The organism is Cognatishimia sp. (assembly GCF_964229375.1).
GTDB lineage: Bacteria > Pseudomonadota > Alphaproteobacteria > Rhodobacterales > Rhodobacteraceae > Cognatishimia.
Genome location: NZ_CAXREH010000037.1, coordinates 12406 through 29556, shown reverse-complemented (window position 1 = coordinate 29556; position 17151 = coordinate 12406). Strand labels below are relative to the sequence as shown.

Here is a 17151-nt window from a genome sequence, read left to right as displayed (position 1 = left end):
ACCGTCGACATGCGCAGGAACGCCTGACAGCATGGCCTTGGGCGCACGGCCCAGTCGCTTTGACGGCCAGACCTTGCGGATAAGCTCAAAGTTGCCCCCGATCCCGCCGGATGCCACAATGACAGAGCCTGCCTCAAGGCGGAAATCCCCGACGACGTCTCGCGAAGTCGCAGCGCCCTGGAGCGCATCGTCCTGCGCCAAAGCCACGCCACTGACACCGATCGCCACCCCGTCCTGCATCTCGATACGGTCCACCTGATTGCGGTATTTGAACGTGATCCGGCCAAGCGTTTCATGCTCTTTGCAGCGGCGGATAAAGTGTTCCAGAACGCCGGGGCCCGTGCCCCAAGTGATGTGAAACCGTGGCACGGAATTGCCATGCCCGTTCGCAAAGCTGCCACCTCGCTCAGCCCAGCCCACGACAGGAAACCAGCGCAGGCCCATGTCATGCAACCAAGGCCGCATCTCGCCCGCCGCGAAGTCCAGATAGGCCTCGGCCCATTGACGGGGGAAAGCGTCCTCGGGTCGGTCGAACTGAGCCGATCCCATCCAGTCGTTGAGGGCCAGTTGACGACTGTCCTTGATGCCCATGCGCCTCTGTTCGGGCGTGTCGATCATAAACAGCCCACCCAACGACCAATGAGCCTGTCCGCCCAGGTTCTGAGGCCCTTCCTGATCCACGATGATCACGGATTTGCCGCGGTCGCCAAGCTCTGCAGCAGCGGCCAAACCAGCCAGCCCCGCGCCGACAATGATGACGTCGGCCTTCACTTTGTCCGAGGTCATGCGCGGCGGCCTCGCAACCAAAGCACGATGGGAATGCCGGTCAGATACATGATGATGCTGTAGATCGCAGACGGCAGGCCGATTTCAGGAATGCCTGTCGCCACACCTGCGATGATCGGCGCCAAGGTGATCCCAAGCGTTCCATTCTGCAGTCCGACCTCGACGGCAACAGTTTTTTGCTCTGCCCAGCTTAGCCCGAAGAGGCCTGCAATCATCAGTCCCGCGAACATCGCTGCGATGCTGAGCACCGCGAGGGCAGGGCCGAGGGCTGCGAAATTGGCGACGAACAGCGCCCAGTTGGTGGCAATCGCGGCCAGAACAATGACCACGAAAAGTACGGCCGCAAGGACATAAAGCTTGGGCTCTGCCTTATCGGCAAACCCTGGTGCAAAGTGGCGGATCACCATGCCGATGGAAACCGGCAGCGTCGTAATGAGGAACATGGCGATCGCAATCGAAGTCACGGAAAATTCGGGTGCGCTGGCGCCCATGAAATGGGTCACGGCCCATCCCACCAGAATGGGGACTGTGACAATCGACAACAGCGAGATCAGCGCCGTCAGCGAGACCGACAGGGCGACGTCGCCATTGGCCAGGCGCGCCATCATATTGGTCGTCACCCCGCCGGGGCAGAACGCCAAAAGCATGATGCCTGCGGCTATCGCGCCGGAAAATCCAAAGATCTGAATGATCACAAAGGCAAAGATCGGGATCAGCAACAGCTGACACAGTGCGCCAATGCCAAAGGCCCAGCCGCGCTCGATCACCCGTTTAAAGTCGGCCGGAGTCAGGCCAATGCCAAGGCTCAGCATGATGATTGCCAGCGACAAGGGCAGAAACACGTCTACCAAGATTTCCATGATACCCCTCCCAAGGTCGTCTCCCCAGATCAGGGCAGCATATCGGAGCCGCTAAATCAACGCAGCGGTCGGCTAACCCTGCGTCAGCGCGGAGTTAGGGGCACGGCTCATGCCAGATCTGCCAGTCGCACCAAAACGCGTTTTAACGTGTCCAACTCGTCTGTAGTGAAACGGCTGGCGAGTTTCTCATCAAACCTCTTGGCGTCGCCAACAAGGTCATTGAAGACCCGCTCGCCCTGCGGGGTCAGCTTTAGGATTTCGTGTCTGCGGTCCTCGGGCACTTCGGTGCGTTGCAGGAAGCGTTTGTCCTGCAATGCACGCACGGCGCGGCTGACTTTGGTTTTGTGCAAGCCTGCGCGGTTGCAGATCTCTTTGGCGGTCATGTCGCCATAGCCGCCTAGGTGAAACAACACCCGCCACTCGGTGCGCAGCATGCCGTATTTTGATTTGTACAATTTCTGAAACCGCAAGCTGGTGGCGTCCGCAGCCTGATTGAGCAGATACGGCATAAAGTCTTTGAGGTCGAAATCTTGGGTCATTTTGGAAAAATAAATGTTGTTAGTTACAAAAGCAACTACTAGCCAAGACCTAGTTTCACAGGAGACACCGCAATGGCCCAGACAAAAGAGACTTCAGACCTGCAAATGGCCCCCACGATTGTGGGAACACATGCGGGCTATATGCCGGGATTTGGCAATGACTTTGAAACCGAGGCGCTGCCCGGTGCGCTGCCTCAGGGGATGAACTCGCCGCAAAAGGTGAACTATGGGCTCTATGGCGAACAGCTCTCTGGCACCGCCTTTACTGCGCCCAGCCACCAAAACGAACGCACTTGGTGCTATCGCATCCGCCCTTCTGTGAAACACACGCACCGTTTTCAAAAGATCGATCTGCCGCACTGGAAATCCGCGCCTTTGATTGATCCGGATGTCACTTCGCTGGGCCAGTATCGCTGGGATCCGGTGCCGCATTCCGATCAGGCGCTGACTTGGCTGACGGGAATGCGGACGATGACCACCGCAGGGGATGTCAACACACAGGTCGGCATGGCAAGCCATATCTATCTGGTGACGGAAAGCATGGTGGATGCGTATTTCTATTCTGCCGACAGCGAGCTTTTGGTGGTGCCGCAAGAGGGACGTCTGCGGTTCTGCACCGAGCTGGGTGTGATCGATCTGGAGCCGCAAGAGATCGCGGTGATCCCGCGTGGTTTGGTCTATCGCGTCGAAGTGCTTGAAGGCCCGTGCCGCGGATTTGTCTGTGAGAACTATGGCCAGAAATTCGAGTTGCCCGGACGTGGGCCGATCGGTGCGAACTGCATGGCCAATCCGCGCGATTTCAAAACCCCGGTCGCGGCGTTCGAAGACCGCGAAACGCCGTCGACTGTGACCGTCAAATGGGCTGGCCAGTTCCATGAAACGAAAATCGGCCATTCGCCTTTGGATGTGGTGGCCTGGCACGGCAACTATGCGCCCTGCAAATACGATCTGCGCACCTATTGTCCCGTTGGCGCGATCCTGTTTGACCACCCCGATCCCTCGATCTTTACCGTGCTGACCGCGCCCTCGGGCGTCGAGGGTACGGCCAATATCGATTTTGTCCTGTTTAGAGACCGTTGGATGGTGGCCGAAGATACCTTCCGCCCGCCTTGGTACCACAAGAACGTCATGTCCGAGCTGATGGGCAACATCTTTGGGATCTATGACGCCAAACCCAAGGGCTTTGTTCCGGGCGGCATGAGTTTGCACAATATGATGCTGCCACACGGACCCGACAAGAACGCATTCGAGGGGGCGTCCAACGCCGATCTCGCGCCAGAATATCTGGCAAATACCATGTCTTTCATGTTCGAAACGCGCTTCCCGCAGCATCTGACGCCATTTGCCGCCAACGAAGCGCCTTTGCAGGACGACTACATCGATTGCTGGGCCGATATCGACAAGAAGTTCGACGGCACTCCAGGTAAGAAATAGGAAGATAACTATGCCTCTGATGAAAAGCTGGGTTACGTCTGCAAATTCTGCGCAGACCCCATTTCCCCTTAATAATCTGCCCTATGGTGTGTTTTCAGTTGGTGATGCGCCCGCCCGCTGTGGCGTCGCGATTGGCGATATGATCCTGGATCTCACCGCCGCCGAAGCAAGCGGGTTGGTGAGCTTGCCTGAAACCGCCTTTGATGCGCCAAGCTGGAACAAATTGATGGGAATGGGCCCCGAGGTCTGGGCCGATCTGCGCGCGCAGTTGATGACTGTGCTTGGCGAAGACGGTCCCACCGACGCGCCTTTGGTGGCGCAGGCGGATGCACGGATGCATCTGCCGTTCGCGGTTACGGAATTCACGGATTTCTATGCTGGCAAGCATCACGCCATGAACGTCGGAACCATGTTCCGTGGTCCAGAAAATGCCTTGCCACCAAACTGGCTGCATATCCCCATCGGCTATAACGGGCGCGCCTCATCAGTGGTTGTGTCTGGCACAGACATCGTGCGGCCTAACGGTCAAACCAAGGCGCCGGACGCCGAGATGCCGTCGTTTGGCCCGTGCAAGCGCTTGGACATTGAGCTTGAGATGGGCGCCATCGTCGGCACCGGATCACGACTGGGCCAACCTATGTCTGTGGCTCAGGCAGATGAGATGATCTTTGGCTATGTCCTGCTGAACGATTGGTCGGCACGCGACATTCAGGCTTGGGAATATCAACCGTTGGGCCCGTTTCAGGCCAAAGCCTTTGCCACATCCATCAGCCCCTGGATCGTTACGACGGCGGCGCTCGAGCCGTTCCGCGCGTCGACACCAGAGCGTGAAAAGGATTTGCTGCCCTATCTCGCAGAGCCGCGCCCGATGCTGTTTGACATCGATCTCGATGTCACTATGGCGCCGGCTGGCAAAGCGGCGACCAAAATCGCCCGCACGAACTATGCTCAGATGTATTATTCCGCGGCCCAGCAACTGGCGCATCACGCAAGTTCCGGCTGTGCAATGTCTACGGGCGACCTGCTAGGCTCGGGCACGATTTCGGGCCCAGAGAAATCCGAACGCGGCAGCTTGTTGGAACTTACATGGGGCGGTAAAGAGCCGTTGACCTTGGACACCGGCGAGACGCGCAGCTTTATCGAAGATGGCGACACGCTGACCCTGAGCGGTGCGGCCAAAGGGGACGGATATCAGATCGGGTTTGGCACCTGTGAAGGCACCATCAAGCCGGCGGTGACGTTCCCAGCCGAGTAATACCCGAAAGGTCGACCACATGCCCGATACGGTTCTTTGGGACTATCCCAAGTCTTCTGCCAGCTACCGGCTTCGCATTGCGCTGAATCTGGTCAAGGAGCCTTATCGGGTTGAAACGGTTGATCTTTTGGCCGGCGCCCATCGCTCAGTGCCGCATATCGCGCGCAATCCGCAAGGGTTGGTTCCGGTTCTGGACATCGATGGGCAAAGCTTCACCCAGTCGTTGGCCATTTTGGAGTATCTAAACGACACGCGCGAAGCAGGGTTTTTGCCTGCGGACGCGGCAGCGCGTGCCAAGGTGCGCGCCTTGGCCATGACGCTGGCGGTGGACGTGCATCCGGTGTGCAATCTCTCCGTCATGAAAGTCGCGACCGGCGGCGAAGAGCCTGCGCGCACAGACTGGATGCACCGCTTCATCGCGCCGGGCTTGCGAGCATTTGAGGCCTTGCTCGCCGGGTTCCCCAGATCGACTTTTGCCACATCAGATAGGCCCGGCCTGGCCGATATCTGTCTGATCCCACAGCTTTACAACGCCAACCGCTGGGGTGTCAGATATGACGATTGTCCGCGCATTCAGGCGATCGAAGCGGCCTGCGCCGATCACAGGGCATTTGCAAACGCACACCCTAGCCGCGCATCAGACTATGGTCAGGATCATACTGGCCAGGCGCAATAACGGTGGCGCCAACGGCTGACCCCAACAGATCCAGCTCCATCTGACAGCCAAGATCCGCATAGGCCGGATCCACAAAGGCGTAGGCCAGATTTTTGCTCGTCCGGTGACCCCAATCGCCCGAGGTGATCGTGCCGACAACTCGCCCGTCGTCCATCAGGGATCCGCCGGGGTGCGCCGGTGCGTGGGTGGCATCGATCTCTAGAACCACGAATTTTTTGCGCAGCCCTTCTGCCTGTCGTGCTTCCAATGCCGGTTTGCCGACAAAATCCGGCTTCTGCATTTTGACAAAGCGATCCAGTCCGGTTTCAAAGGGATCGAATTCGGTCAGCAGGTCGCTTTTCCAGTGCAAGAAACCTTTTTCCATCCGCATCGACTCGACCGCGCGGGCCCCGAATAGTTTCAGACCAAAGGCCTCGCCCGCCTGCCGCAAGGCCAAATACGCGGCATAAAGCGATGCGTTGGGAACATGGATTTCATAGGCCAGCTCGCCGGAAAAACTGACGCCCATTACTGTTGCTGGCGCAAATCCGATAAAGCACTCGCGGACCGACAACCAAGGGAAGGCCTCTTTTGACCAATCACCGCGACTGACGTGGCTTAGGACGTCGCGGGCTTTTGGCCCTGCAAGCACCAGAATGGTTTGATCGTTTGTAAGGCTTTTGAGCTGAACGTCCTCGTCCGCATTGATGTGTTGACGCAGCCAGTCAATGTCGTGAAATTCAGCCGCCGCTGCAGAGCCATACCAGACCCGCTCCGGGCCTCGGTCGCTTGCTGGCAGGTTGGCGACGGTTGCTTCGGCTTTGACCATGCCGTGGTGGTTCAGCAGATAGCCCAAGCCGACCCGCCCGTCGCGTTTGGTCACGGTGCCACAGAACAGTCGGTCCAGAAACGCGTGGCGGTCGGCCCCTGTGATCTCGATGCGGTTAAAGCCATTCACTTCCGCCAGTCCAACCCCAGTCTGTATGGCCTTCACTTCGTTTGCGACCACGTCGAAGGCTTCGTCAAAGTGGAAGCTGAGGCTTGGGTGGAACTCTGGCGAGGGTTTGAAATAGTCGGCCCGTTCCCATCCGTTGACGACAGTGAACTCTGCGCCTTCTGCCGCCAGTATGGGGGTCAAAGGCGTGGTTTTGGCGGGGCGACCGGCCGGGCGGTGTTCATGCGGGAAATGAAAGCGGAACTCGTTCTGATAGTCTTCGATGGCTTTCAGCGAGGTCAGCTCGACATTTGTGTGGCCGGTGAAGCGACGCGGATCAAGGCACCAGGTGTCATAGCAGGCTTCGCCATGCACGATCTGCTGGGCCAAAAGCCAGCCATGCCCGCCGCCTTCACCGAGCCCTGCGCGCAGGCCAATGATGCAGAAGGCATTGCGTTTTCCGGGGATGGGCCCAACCAGCGGCGCGCCGTCAATTGTATAGGTGATCGGCCCGTTCACAACGGTACGGATGCCCGTTTCCATCAAAGCAGGCATCCGCGCAAAGGCGCCTTCCAAAACGTCGGTCACGCGATCCAGATCATCAGGGCACAGCGCGTTCACAAAGTTCGGATCGATGCCATCCATACCCCATGGTTTGCAGTCTTGTTCATAAAAGCCCAGCAACAGACCCTGTTTTTCCTGACGGCAATAATAGTCACTGATCGGGCACCGCAGCAGGGGCATGCGGTGGCCGGCTTCGGCGATGGCGGGGATGTCCTCGGTCAGGAAATACTGATGCTCCATCGAGGCGACAGGATGATGAACGCCCATCATCGCGCCGACTTCGTTCACCCGATAGCCGCCGGCGTTCACCACGATATCACAGTCAATGTCGCCGTGTTCCGTGTGCACCGTCCAAGTGTCGTCCTTATGTTGCGTCAGGCCGACGACCGGCGTGTTGCGATAAACCTCGGCCCCTGCCTTGCGCGCCCGCCGCGCCAGCGCCTGACACAGCTGCGCCGGATCAATGTCGCCGTCCAGAGGATCCCAAAGTCCGCCGACCAGATTTTCTGTCGAAATCAGCGGATGCCTGCGGGCACATTCGTCTGCGTCGATCACCTCGAAATGCACGTCTATCCCTCGCGCCATAGACGCGAAGTGCCGGTAACCCTGCATCTGTTCCTGCGTGTTTGCCAGCCGAATGCCGCCGTCACCGTGGTGATAGTTGATCGGATAATCCGGGTCCTCAGACAGCTCTTTGTAAAGCGCGATCGAGTGGGTTTTCAGGCCAACCATCGTTTGGTTCATCCCGAAATTCGTAACCTGCGCCGCAGAATGCCACGTGGTGCCTGATGTCAGCTCATTGCGCTCGACCAGAACCACGTCGCTCCAACCCTCTTGCGTGAGGTGATAAAGCGTTGAGCAGCCTGCAATGCCGCCGCCAATAACAACAACCTTGGTGCGCGATTTCATTCCCGGACTCCTTGCACGATCTAGAGTTTCAGATTTGCCAGAAATGAGGTGGGTTCAACGTAAACCATGCGAGTTTGCTAAATTAGAAAAATAGTTTCGATTTTTTCGGATGAATGTCGTGACGATTGCGAAACAACGGCGCGGCGCGTTCAGTGGTGGCACCAAAACGCGAAGAGATCGATGGAACAAAATCGAAGCAAAAGAGGCGGCCGCAAGTCGCGGCTGGCACAAAGGGCTGCAAAGCCGGTGTTTGATCCCTGTCCTCCCGGCCAGATCGGTGGTGCTTATAAGCCGTTGACCGAGGGCGAGCTGGTTCAGATCTATGACACGACGCTTGCCTTACTGTCCAAACTTGGTCTGGGCGAAGTGCCTGACCGCCTGCGGGCTGATCTAATCAAAGCTGGCGCTGTCGAGGGAGAGAACGAGCGGGTTCTATTCCCTGCTGCTCTGGTTGAGGCTGCGATCGATCAAGCCGCCAAGACGTTTGTATTGCATGGCCGTGATCCGGCGCGCTCGATCGAGGTTGGCGGCAATAAGGTCTACTTCGGCACCGGCGGGGCTGCGGTCCAGACGCTTGATCTGGACACACAGGCCTATCGCCCCTCGACCCTGCGCGATTTGCATGATTTCGCCCGCTTGCAGGATCGTCTCGCCAACGTCAGCTGGTTCACGCGCTGCTGTATCGCGACGGATGTCGAGGATATCTATGATCTGGATATCAACACCGCCTATGCGCTGCTGAAAAATACCACAAAGCCAACCGCAACGGCCTTTACTGTGGCCGAACATGTTGCGCCGATTGTCGAGATGTTTGACATCGCAGCCGGAGGCCCCGGTGCCTTTGCCAAACGTCCCTTCGTTAAAGCGCATATCAGCCCGATCATTTCGCCCATGCGATACGGCGAGGACGCGGTCGATGTGGTCTATGAATGTATCAAACACAACGTGCCGATGTCCTGCATCACCGCGGCCCAAGCGGGTGCAACGGCCCCGGCGCCTTTGGCTGGGTTTCTGGCGCAATCTTTGGCGGAAACACTTGCAAGCCTTGTGATGGTACACGCCATTCAGCCGGGCTATCCGATGGTCTTTTCCAACTGGCCCTTCGTTATCGATCTGCGGACTGGGGCTTTTGCGGGCGGCAGCGGCGAAACCGCTGTCTTGAACGCGGCATCGGCGCAATTGTCCAATTGGCTGGGTTTGCCGTCGGGCGTTGACAGCTCGATGACCGACGCCAAGGCCATTGACGCGCAATATGGCGCGGAAAAAGGGCTGACGTCGATGGCCGCAGCCTTGGCCGGAGGCAATTTGATTTACGAAAGCTCTGGCATGACATCCTCGCTGCTGGGGGCGAGCTTTGAGGGGTTTGTTCTGGACGACGAAATGCATTCCCACACCTATCGGGCCCTGCGCGGCCTGGAGGTGAACGAAGAAACCCTGGGGTTTGACGCGATCTGCGACGCAATCTTGGGCGAAGGTCATTTTCTGGGTGGCCAGCAGACGCTTGAGGCGATGGAGAGGGATTACTTTTACCCCGACTTGGCGGATCGCAATGACCCAAAGGCCTGGACGGATTCAGGGGCGCAAGACGCCTGGACGCGGGCGCGCATCAAAGCGCGCACCATTCTTGACGAGCACAAGCCCAGCTATCTGACGCCGGAACAGGACGCCGAGATCAGGGCGCGGTTCAATATCCTGAGTGTGTAGCGCGGCTATGGCTCGTCGATCAGCGTGAAGTGATCTGACAGCCAAGCTGCGCGTTCCAGCATCGGGTTGATCAGATCCAAAGAAATCTGAGCTCTCAGTTTGGCGTCAATCTCTTGCAAAACCGACCGCGCGCAGTCGGGCGTCCAGACCAGTGACAGTCGCCTGCCAAAGCTTTTGCTTGGGAAGGGATGCAACGCGAGATCCTTGTGAAAACGCCGGGCGCGGGCAAACAACAAAGGCGTGCTGATAGTCCAGCCGGCACCGGATGCGACCATGGCCATCAAGGTCTGATTGTTGTCACAGGCAAATTTGCGAGGAATGGTCAGGCCAAGTCTGGCCAGTTGCGCCTCGATCTGCTGCGCGATGATCAGATCGCGTGTGTATTGCAGAAACGGCAAGTCCGCCTTGCCTTGCAAAATCTCAGAGACTTCGGGCGCGCCGGATGCGGGCAGAACCACTGTGAATGGATCACGCAACAGCGGGCGCTCGTTCAGGTCGCGAAGCCGTTCGGGGGGGCTGACGGTAATCCCCAGATCCAGCTTGCGGTCGCGAAGGCTGGTCAGGATGTCCCGGCTGGCGGCGGTTTGGAACAGAAAATCACAGTCGGGCATCCGCTTGGACAGATGAACGGCCAGTGCCGGGGCCACGTCGCTGTCAAAATCTTCGATGCTGCCAATGCGCAGAAAACTTGCTTCGGCCAGATTGCCCGCAGAGGCCTCGGCCTGAGCTTTGCGGATCGTCTGCAGGGCATCATCGATATTGCGCAGAAATACGTGGCCTTTGGGCGTCAGCACCATAGGCCTGCGGCTGTGGTCAAACAGGGCGACCCCAAGATGCTCTTCAAGGCTTTTTAAATGGTGCGAGACAGTGCTGATCGACAATCCGGTTTCCAACGCGGCGGATTGCAAAGATCCTTTGCGCGCGCAGGTCTGGAAAAGCTCGAGCCACTTCAGGCTCAGATCCTTGCGGTGTGCAGGCATTGGCGCAATCCTTCGGGTTTCTCGAAACTATAGTTCGAGAAGCTCATGGCGCGCAAAACCTTTGTCGATTACATCCGCAGCCCGTTTGATGCGTCAAAAACGTGCATTTTCGCAGGGTGCGCAGCCAGTCGGACCGAGGCGCCGCGTAGGTCTTTGTGAATGCCGGGCAGCTTTGCGATATATGGATCCTGACCTGCGTCTTTGTCGATATAGATCAAAGTGACCTCACCAAGCGCTTCGGTATAGCCAACATCCCCCGTCAGCACCGCGTCGCCCTCTGTCAGGAACAGATCCTCTGGGCGAACACCAAGATTGACGGCCTTGCCTTTGTCGGTATCCGACGTGCTTAGGGCGCACACCGCTGTCCCACCGTTTTGCAAAGCGATTTTGGTCTGCTCGCCGGTTTCAACGATCTCGCCTGCAAAGAGATTCATGGCGGGCGAGCCGATGAATTGCGCGACAAACTCATTCTGGGGCGTTTCATACAGCTCCAGCGGCGTGCCTACCTGCGCGATGCCCTTGTTTGCCAGAACCACGATGCGGCTCGCGAGGGTCATGGCTTCGACCTGATCGTGGGTCACATAGATCATGGTGCTGTCTGGCATGGCCTCTTTCAGACGCGCGATCTCGATCCGGGTTGCGACGCGCAGGGCGGCGTCCAGATTGGAAAGCGGCTCGTCAAAAAGATAGACCTTGGGGTCGCGCACAATTGAGCGGCCAATCGCGACCCGCTGACGTTGCCCGCCAGACAGGGCCTTTGGCAGACGGTCCAGATAGTCTTCAAGCTGTAGGATCTTTGCGGCCCGAGTGACGGCTTCGTCGATCTCGGCTTTGCTTTTCTTGGCGATCTTCAGTGCGAAAGACATATTATCGCGTACGGTCATGTGTGGGTACAGCGCATAGCTTTGGAAGACCATCGCGATGCCGCGCTGGGCCGGGGGGATGTCATTCATCTCGGCCCCGTTGATTTCCAGTACCCCTCCGGTGATTTTCTCGAGACCCGCAATCATGCGCAACAGAGTGGACTTGCCACATCCGGACGGGCCGACGAACACGATCAGTTCGCCGGTTTTGATGTCCAGATTGATGTTGTTGAGGACGTTGACATTGCTGCCATAGGTCTTCTCGACATTGGTCAGTTTAAGGTCAGCCATGTTGTTATCCCTGTTTGATCGCAATCGTGCACTGCCAAGGTGCAAGGGTGAGTTTGGCATTGGGCGCAACCGCTCCGACAGAGTCCCCAATCGAGGCCCATGTGCCCGCAGGCATCTGGGTTTCCGAAGCTGTGTCAGACAGGTTGAACGCACAGAAGATGGTCTGGGTTTCGCTTTTGCGGATGAAGCTTAGAACACGGTTTTCCGCGTTCAGGTTCAGCTGGTCGCCCGTCGCCAATGCTGGGTTCGCCTGACGCAATGCAATGGCGCGGCGGTAGTGGTTCAGCATCGAGTCCGGATCGTCTTCCTGACGATCAGCTGCCATTTCAGCCTGCATGCTGCTGACAGGAAGCCACGGCTTGGATGCTCCAAAGCCTGCAAATTCATCCTGCGCTTGCCAGACCATCGGGGTGCGGCACCCGTCGCGGCCTTTGAACTCTGGCCAGAACTCGATCCCATAGGGGTCTTGCAGCGCTTCATAAGGCACGTCCGCTTCGTGCAGACCCAGCTCTTCGCCCTGATACAGGCAGGCCGACCCACGCAGACACATCATGAGCGTTGCATAGGTCTTGGCCGCTTCGTCAGACAGGTTCCAGCGCGACGCGTGGCGTTTCACGTCATGGTTCGAAAACGCCCAGCACGCCCATGCGTTGCTGGCGACGGCGTTCAGCTTGTCCATCACGTCTTTCACAAAGGCCGCGGTCGCTGGTTTGCTTTCCAGAAACTCAAAGGCATAGCACATGTGCATACGCTTATCGCCGTCGGTGTATTGCCCCATGATCTCAAGGCCACGCTGTGCGTCTCCGACCTCGCCAAGGCAGGCGCGGCCGTCGTATTCGTCACACAGCCCACGCAGCCGTTCCAGAAACGCCAGGTTTTCCGGCTGGCTTTTGGAATAGAGGTGGTCCTGATGGTTATAGGGGTTCACCATCGGCGCGATCGAGGCGTTGCGCGCCTCTTTTGCGAGCGGTGGATTGCTGCGCAACTCTTTGTCGTGGAAATAGAAGTTGATGGTGTCCAGACGAAAGCCGTCGACGCCACGATCCAGCCAGAACCGAGCGACATCCAGCAAAGCGTCCTGCACCTCGACACAGTGAAAGTTCAGGTCTGGCTGAGAGGCCAGGAAGTTGTGCAGATAGTATTGCTCGCGGCGGGTGTCCCACTGCCACGCAGAGCCTCCGAAGATCGACAGCCAGTTGTTGGGAGGCGTGCCGTCGTCGTTAGGATCTGCCCAAACGAACCAGTCGGATTTCGGGTTGTCCCGGCTTTGGCGGCTTTCTGCGAACCAGACGTGCTGATCAGAGGTATGCGACAGGACCAGATCGATCATCACACGGATGCCGCGGGCATGGGCCTTTGCCAGAAGGTCGTCAAAGTCCGCCAGCGAGCCGAACATCGGATCGACATCGCGATAGTCGCTGACGTCATAACCGAAGTCTTTCATCGGAGACTTGAAGAAGGGCGAAATCCAGATCGCATCGACGCCGAGAGAGTCGATATAGTCCAGACGGCTGGTGATCCCTTTCAGGTCACCGATGCCATCGCCATTGCTGTCCTGAAAGCTGCGCGGATAGATCTGATAGATCACGCCACCACGCCACCAGTCTGCGCCAGCTGTAGATTTTACAGGTGCCAATTCTGCTGCCTGAGTCATAAAAGTCGTCCTATTTAACGGACCCGGCCAGCAAACCGCGGACCAGGTATTTCTGCATTGCAAAGAAAACAAGAAGCGGGACCGCCATCGACACAAAGCCGGCGGTTGCCAGGATTTCCCAGTTGCCGCCACGTGTGCCCAGCATCTCGACGATGCGGTTTGTCATGACGGTGGTTTGGCCTGTGGCGTCGATCAGGAACACTTTGGCCACCAGAAGGTCGTTCCAGGTCCAGAGGAACTGGAAGATTGCAAAAGAGGCCAGGGCCGGGAAGCTGAGAGGTAGGATGATCTTGGTAAAGATCTGAAAGTCGGTTGCGCCATCAACGCGCGCGTTTTCGATGATGTCTCGCGGCAGGCCGACCATGTAGTTGCGCAAAAGATAGATCGCAAGCGGCAGCCCAAAGCCGGTATGCGCAAGCCACACCCCCAGATAGCCTTTGCCGATGCCAATCCCCAAATGCAGCTTCAGCAAGGGAATAAGCGCCAGTTGCAACGGCACAACCAAGAGGCCAACCACAAAGGCGATCAGCAGTGGGCGACCGGGAAAATCCATCCAAGCCAGGGCATAGGCGGCGAAGGCCGCGACCAGAATAGGGATGATCGTCGCAGGAATGGTGACCGTGAGTGTCGAAATGAAAGCTGTCCCCATGTTTTCAGAAGGCGAGCCGCTGAAGAGGATGCGATTGTAGTTAGCAAGCGTGAATTCCGGTGGGGTCGTCGCGGTCAGAAAGACTCGCTGTCCCCGAGAGCCCGAAAACTCTTCGGCGTTCTCCATTCGGTAGTTGCCAGCCGCGTCAACGGTTATTGTGCCACCGCGACGCAGCTCGGCAACCTCGCCGGGCACAAAGGCATTGATGTCCCGCGAGCTGATCCCCCAGCTAGATACTGTGGCGTCAAAATCCGCGTCAAAGAGTTTGCCTTCGATCACGAAAACACCGTCTATGTTGACCTGCGTGTCCGGCGCAGCGGCACGGATTGTCAGGTTCTGCTCGGCCGGAAACAAGGCCTTCCACCAGCCGCCTGTGGAAATCTGATCGGTGGTCCGGAAAGACGACACGAAAAGCCCGACGGTGGGGAACATCCAAAGCACCACAAGCACCGCAACCGAGATATGTACGACCCATGTGAGGGTGGATTTTTGACCTGCAATATTGTCCATGTCTCTGCCCTCTCTCAGCGCATTTCTCGGCGCGCATTGCGCACGTTCCAGACCAGGATCGGTGTAACCAGCAGCATGATGATCATGGCTGCAGCAGACCCCATGCCCCAGTCATTCGCCCGGAACAGTTTGTCGAACATATAATTGGCCAGAACCTGCGTTTCCCACTGCCCGTTGGTCATGGCGAAAACGATGTCAAAGACCTTGAGAACGGCGATTGTGATCGTGGTCCAGACCACAAGGATCGTGTTGCGGATCTGTGGGACTTTGATTTTGAAAAAGATCTGAAATGGGTTCGCACCATCCACGATTGCGGCCTCAACGGTTTCCTCGGGAATGCCACGCAGCGCAGCCGACAGGATCACCATGGCAAAGCCTGTCTGAATCCAGATCAGAACTGCCATCAGGAAAAAGTTGTTCCAGAACGGGATGGTCAGCCAGGTCTGCGGCTCGCCGCCGCTGAAGAAGATATAGACGGCGTTCAGGATGCCAATCTGCTCGGTTCCTGCGGGGCGGGCGTCATAGACCAGCTTCCAGATCACCGATGCACCTACCAAGGAAATCGCCATGGGCATAAATATCAGGGATTTCGCGATATTGCCCCAAGAGATGCGATCGGTCAGCTGTGCGGCCAGCAAACCAAAACCGGTCGAGGCGGCGGGCACAACGAACAGCCAAAGCATATTGTTGCGCATACTTTCCCAGAACTTGGGTTCGGCAAACATCTTGGTGTAGTTTTCGAGGCCTACAAACTCATAGCGGTTCCCCGGCAGCCGTTCCGTGAGTGACAGGCGTAGCGTTTCAAAAACCGGGTAAGCCAAGTAAAGCGACAGCGCAAAAAAGGCTGGAAACAGAAACAACCAGGGCCGGATTTGGTTGGCGCGGTTGATATTGCGCCCGGCGTTTGCACCTTTGGCGGGGAACAACACCTTGTCCAGAAACAGGTTTGAAAAATAGAAATAACCGACGCAGCCAATCACACCAATCGCGATGGTCATAACGCCTTGAAGCGCTGGATGCATGAAGGGCCTCGTACAGCTGAGAAATTGTTAAGGAGCAAGATAGTCCGGGGGCGGTGACAAAGATATCCCGCCCCCAGATCAGGAGGAATGACTTACTTCAGAGCATCCCAGGAAGCTTGGATCTCGTCCGCAACGGTTTGCGCGTCCTTGCCACCAGTATAGTCGACCATGCCGGTCCAGAACGTCCCTGCGCCAACGCCGCCTGGCATCAGGTCAGAGCCGTCAAAGCGGAATGTTGTCGCGTCGATCAGGATTTGACCCTGCTTGCGCAGCGTGTCGTTCAGGTATGCTTCCAGGTTGACGCCTTTGTGGGGTGTCAGGAAGCCGGTCTGCGCCATCATGATTTCATGCGCGATTGGCAGTTGCAGGAAGTTCATGAACTCTGCAGTTGCGTCAGACGCATTGGTGATCGCCATCAGCGTACCGCCGCCCAGAACCGGGTTGCCCAGATCTTTGCTTTCGTAGGATGGGAAGTAGAAGAAGTCCGCATCTACGCCGAACTCAACATCTTCTGGGAAGAATGCTGGAACGAAGGACGCCTGACGGTGCATGTAGCACTGTGGAGGCGACGAGAAGAGACCTTTGGGGCTGTCACGGAAGTCTGTGGACGCAACCGCACCGGCACCGCCAGAGACTTTTGCGTCATCACGTGCAAACCAGCCGAACTCTTCGATTGCGGCAACAACGCGTGGGTCGTTGAACGCCATTTCGTTGCTGGTCCATGCGTCGTAAACGTCGGCTGGCTGTGTGCGCAGCATGATGTCTTCAACCCAGTCGGTTGCTGGCCAACCTGTGGCTGCGCCGGATCCCAGACCGATACACCAAGGGGTTTCACCCTCTGCAACGATCTGATCGGTCAGCGCGCGCAGTTCTTCCATTGTGGTTGGAATGTCGTAGCCTGCGTCTTCAAAGTTCTCTGGGTTGTACCAGACCAGAGATTTGACGTTCACGTTATAGAAGAAGCCAAACAGCTGATCTGCGCCATTGGCATCAGCATAGGTGCCCAGATCAACCCAGGACGATCCCGCACCGTAGTTGTCTGCAACCCAGTCGCTCATGCCGGCTGGCAGTGGGCTCAGAAGGCCGCGTGCCGCCAGATCTGCCGCCAGACCAGGCTGAGGGAAGACCGCGATGTTCGGGGCCGCGCCCGCTTCGGCGTCGATCACGATTTGCTGCTCGAAGCTGTCAGAGCCGACATAGGTCACATCCGCACCGGTCGCTGCTTCGAAGTAAGCGATCATGTTGTCAAAGAAACCATCCTCAGGTGCCAGCCATGGGCCAGAGATGGTGACGGACTGACCGGACAGATCCGGAGCACCGTCGGAATAGGACGTATAGCTGTCCCAGCTAAAAGGGCCTTCGCCGACCGGAAAGGCCAGGTGGCCGTCAGCATAAGCAGCACCAGCCGTCAGGGCAATTGCCGCTGCGCCCGCATAAAGTGCAGATTTCATGGTTTTCCTCCCAAAATGCGCTCTCGCGCCAACTCGTAATTCGGTTCAAAGTACTTTCAAAGCGCTTTGAATGACGTTTTTATAGCGCTAA

At 57.6% G+C, this 17151-nt stretch carries 14 protein-coding genes; 4 read left to right on the top strand and 10 right to left on the bottom strand.

Annotated elements, in window-relative coordinates:
* The 3 genes from ACEQWH_RS02880 to ACEQWH_RS02870 form a co-directional block, all read right to left on the bottom strand.
* Nucleotides 1-786, bottom strand: a 786-nt coding sequence (locus tag ACEQWH_RS02880; RefSeq protein ID WP_370228148.1) for an FAD-dependent oxidoreductase, incomplete at its 3' end; no start/stop codon positions are given.
* Entirely contained in the window at nt 783-1646 is an 864-nt protein-coding gene (locus ACEQWH_RS02875; RefSeq protein WP_370228146.1) for a bile acid:sodium symporter family protein, read from the bottom strand. The genes ACEQWH_RS02880 and ACEQWH_RS02875, both read right to left, overlap by 4 nt.
* Nucleotides 1647-1753: 107 nt before the next feature.
* Entirely contained in the window at nt 1754-2185 is a 432-nt protein-coding gene (locus ACEQWH_RS02870; protein ID WP_370228144.1) for a MarR family winged helix-turn-helix transcriptional regulator, read from the bottom strand.
* A gap of 72 nt (nt 2186-2257) precedes the next feature.
* Between ACEQWH_RS02870 and hmgA the strand changes: the two genes are divergently transcribed.
* The 3 genes from hmgA to maiA are packed head-to-tail and all read left to right on the top strand — an operon-like array spanning nt 2258 to nt 5550.
* A complete protein-coding gene (gene hmgA / locus ACEQWH_RS02865) occupies nt 2258-3619 on the top strand; it encodes a homogentisate 1,2-dioxygenase (protein ID WP_370228142.1) in 1362 nt (453 codons plus the stop codon).
* Between the two features lie 10 nt (nt 3620-3629).
* Nucleotides 3630-4874: a fumarylacetoacetase gene (fahA, locus tag ACEQWH_RS02860; RefSeq protein WP_370228140.1), complete on the top strand. Its 1245-nt coding sequence runs from the start codon at nt 3630-3632 to the stop codon at nt 4872-4874.
* A gap of 19 nt (nt 4875-4893) precedes the next feature.
* Nucleotides 4894-5550: a maleylacetoacetate isomerase gene (maiA, locus tag ACEQWH_RS02855; RefSeq protein ID WP_370228138.1), complete on the top strand. Its 657-nt coding sequence runs from the start codon at nt 4894-4896 to the stop codon at nt 5548-5550.
* Here the strand turns inward: maiA and ACEQWH_RS02850 are convergent.
* Nucleotides 5501-7936 (bottom strand): FAD-dependent oxidoreductase, encoded by a 2436-nt coding sequence (locus tag ACEQWH_RS02850; protein ID WP_370228136.1) that lies wholly within the window; start codon nt 7934-7936, stop codon nt 5501-5503. The two genes, maiA and ACEQWH_RS02850, sit on opposite strands and share 50 nt — an antisense overlap.
* 180 nt (nt 7937-8116) lie before the next feature.
* Here ACEQWH_RS02850 and ACEQWH_RS02845 point away from each other — a divergent pair, with 180 nt between their 5' ends.
* Nucleotides 8117-9640, top strand: a complete 1524-nt coding sequence (locus ACEQWH_RS02845; RefSeq protein ID WP_370228134.1) for a trimethylamine methyltransferase family protein — start codon at nt 8117-8119, stop codon at nt 9638-9640.
* Nucleotides 9641-9645: 5 nt separating this feature from the next.
* Here ACEQWH_RS02845 and ACEQWH_RS02840 read toward each other — a convergent pair whose 3' ends face one another.
* The 6 genes from ACEQWH_RS02840 to ACEQWH_RS02815 all read right to left on the bottom strand — a co-directional run bounded on the left by ACEQWH_RS02840 (nt 9646) and on the right by ACEQWH_RS02815 (nt 17060).
* Nucleotides 9646-10620 carry a LysR family transcriptional regulator gene (locus tag ACEQWH_RS02840; RefSeq protein WP_370228133.1) on the bottom strand — a complete coding sequence of 325 codons (975 nt, stop codon included), beginning with the start codon at nt 10618-10620 and terminating at the stop codon, nt 9646-9648.
* 68 nt (nt 10621-10688) lie between these two features.
* Nucleotides 10689-11774, bottom strand: a complete 1086-nt coding sequence (locus ACEQWH_RS02835) for an ABC transporter ATP-binding protein (protein ID WP_370228131.1) — start codon at nt 11772-11774, stop codon at nt 10689-10691.
* 4 nt (nt 11775-11778) lie between these two features.
* Complete coding sequence (locus ACEQWH_RS02830) at nt 11779-13428, bottom strand: alpha-glucosidase family protein (protein ID WP_370228129.1); 1650 nt, start codon at nt 13426-13428, stop codon at nt 11779-11781.
* 10 nt (nt 13429-13438) lie between these two features.
* Complete coding sequence (locus ACEQWH_RS02825; RefSeq protein ID WP_370228127.1) at nt 13439-14587, bottom strand: carbohydrate ABC transporter permease; 1149 nt, start codon at nt 14585-14587, stop codon at nt 13439-13441.
* Nucleotides 14588-14601: 14 nt separating this feature from the next.
* Nucleotides 14602-15609 carry a carbohydrate ABC transporter permease gene (locus tag ACEQWH_RS02820; protein ID WP_370228125.1) on the bottom strand — a complete coding sequence of 336 codons (1008 nt, stop codon included), beginning with the start codon at nt 15607-15609 and terminating at the stop codon, nt 14602-14604.
* Between the two features lie 92 nt (nt 15610-15701).
* Nucleotides 15702-17060 (bottom strand): ABC transporter substrate-binding protein, encoded by a 1359-nt coding sequence (locus tag ACEQWH_RS02815; protein WP_370228123.1) that lies wholly within the window; start codon nt 17058-17060, stop codon nt 15702-15704.
* Nucleotides 17061-17151 lie beyond the last annotated feature (91 nt).

Coding starts and splice junctions, on each gene's coding strand:
- ACEQWH_RS02875 (WP_370228146.1), bottom strand. CDS start 1,646: ATGGAAATCTTGGTAGACGTGTTTCTGCCCTTGTCGCTGGCAATCATC.
- ACEQWH_RS02870 (WP_370228144.1), bottom strand. CDS start 2,185: ATGACCCAAGATTTCGACCTCAAAGACTTTATGCCGTATCTGCTCAAT.
- hmgA (WP_370228142.1), top strand. CDS start 2,258: ATGGCCCAGACAAAAGAGACTTCAGACCTGCAAATGGCCCCCACGATT.
- fahA (WP_370228140.1), top strand. CDS start 3,630: ATGCCTCTGATGAAAAGCTGGGTTACGTCTGCAAATTCTGCGCAGACC.
- maiA (WP_370228138.1), top strand. CDS start 4,894: ATGCCCGATACGGTTCTTTGGGACTATCCCAAGTCTTCTGCCAGCTAC.
- ACEQWH_RS02850 (WP_370228136.1), bottom strand. CDS start 7,936: ATGAAATCGCGCACCAAGGTTGTTGTTATTGGCGGCGGCATTGCAGGC.
- ACEQWH_RS02845 (WP_370228134.1), top strand. CDS start 8,117: ATGGAACAAAATCGAAGCAAAAGAGGCGGCCGCAAGTCGCGGCTGGCA.
- ACEQWH_RS02840 (WP_370228133.1), bottom strand. CDS start 10,620: ATGCCTGCACACCGCAAGGATCTGAGCCTGAAGTGGCTCGAGCTTTTC.
- ACEQWH_RS02835 (WP_370228131.1), bottom strand. CDS start 11,774: ATGGCTGACCTTAAACTGACCAATGTCGAGAAGACCTATGGCAGCAAT.
- ACEQWH_RS02830 (WP_370228129.1), bottom strand. CDS start 13,428: ATGACTCAGGCAGCAGAATTGGCACCTGTAAAATCTACAGCTGGCGCA.
- ACEQWH_RS02825 (WP_370228127.1), bottom strand. CDS start 14,587: ATGGACAATATTGCAGGTCAAAAATCCACCCTCACATGGGTCGTACAT.
- ACEQWH_RS02820 (WP_370228125.1), bottom strand. CDS start 15,609: ATGCATCCAGCGCTTCAAGGCGTTATGACCATCGCGATTGGTGTGATT.
- ACEQWH_RS02815 (WP_370228123.1), bottom strand. CDS start 17,060: ATGAAATCTGCACTTTATGCGGGCGCAGCGGCAATTGCCCTGACGGCT.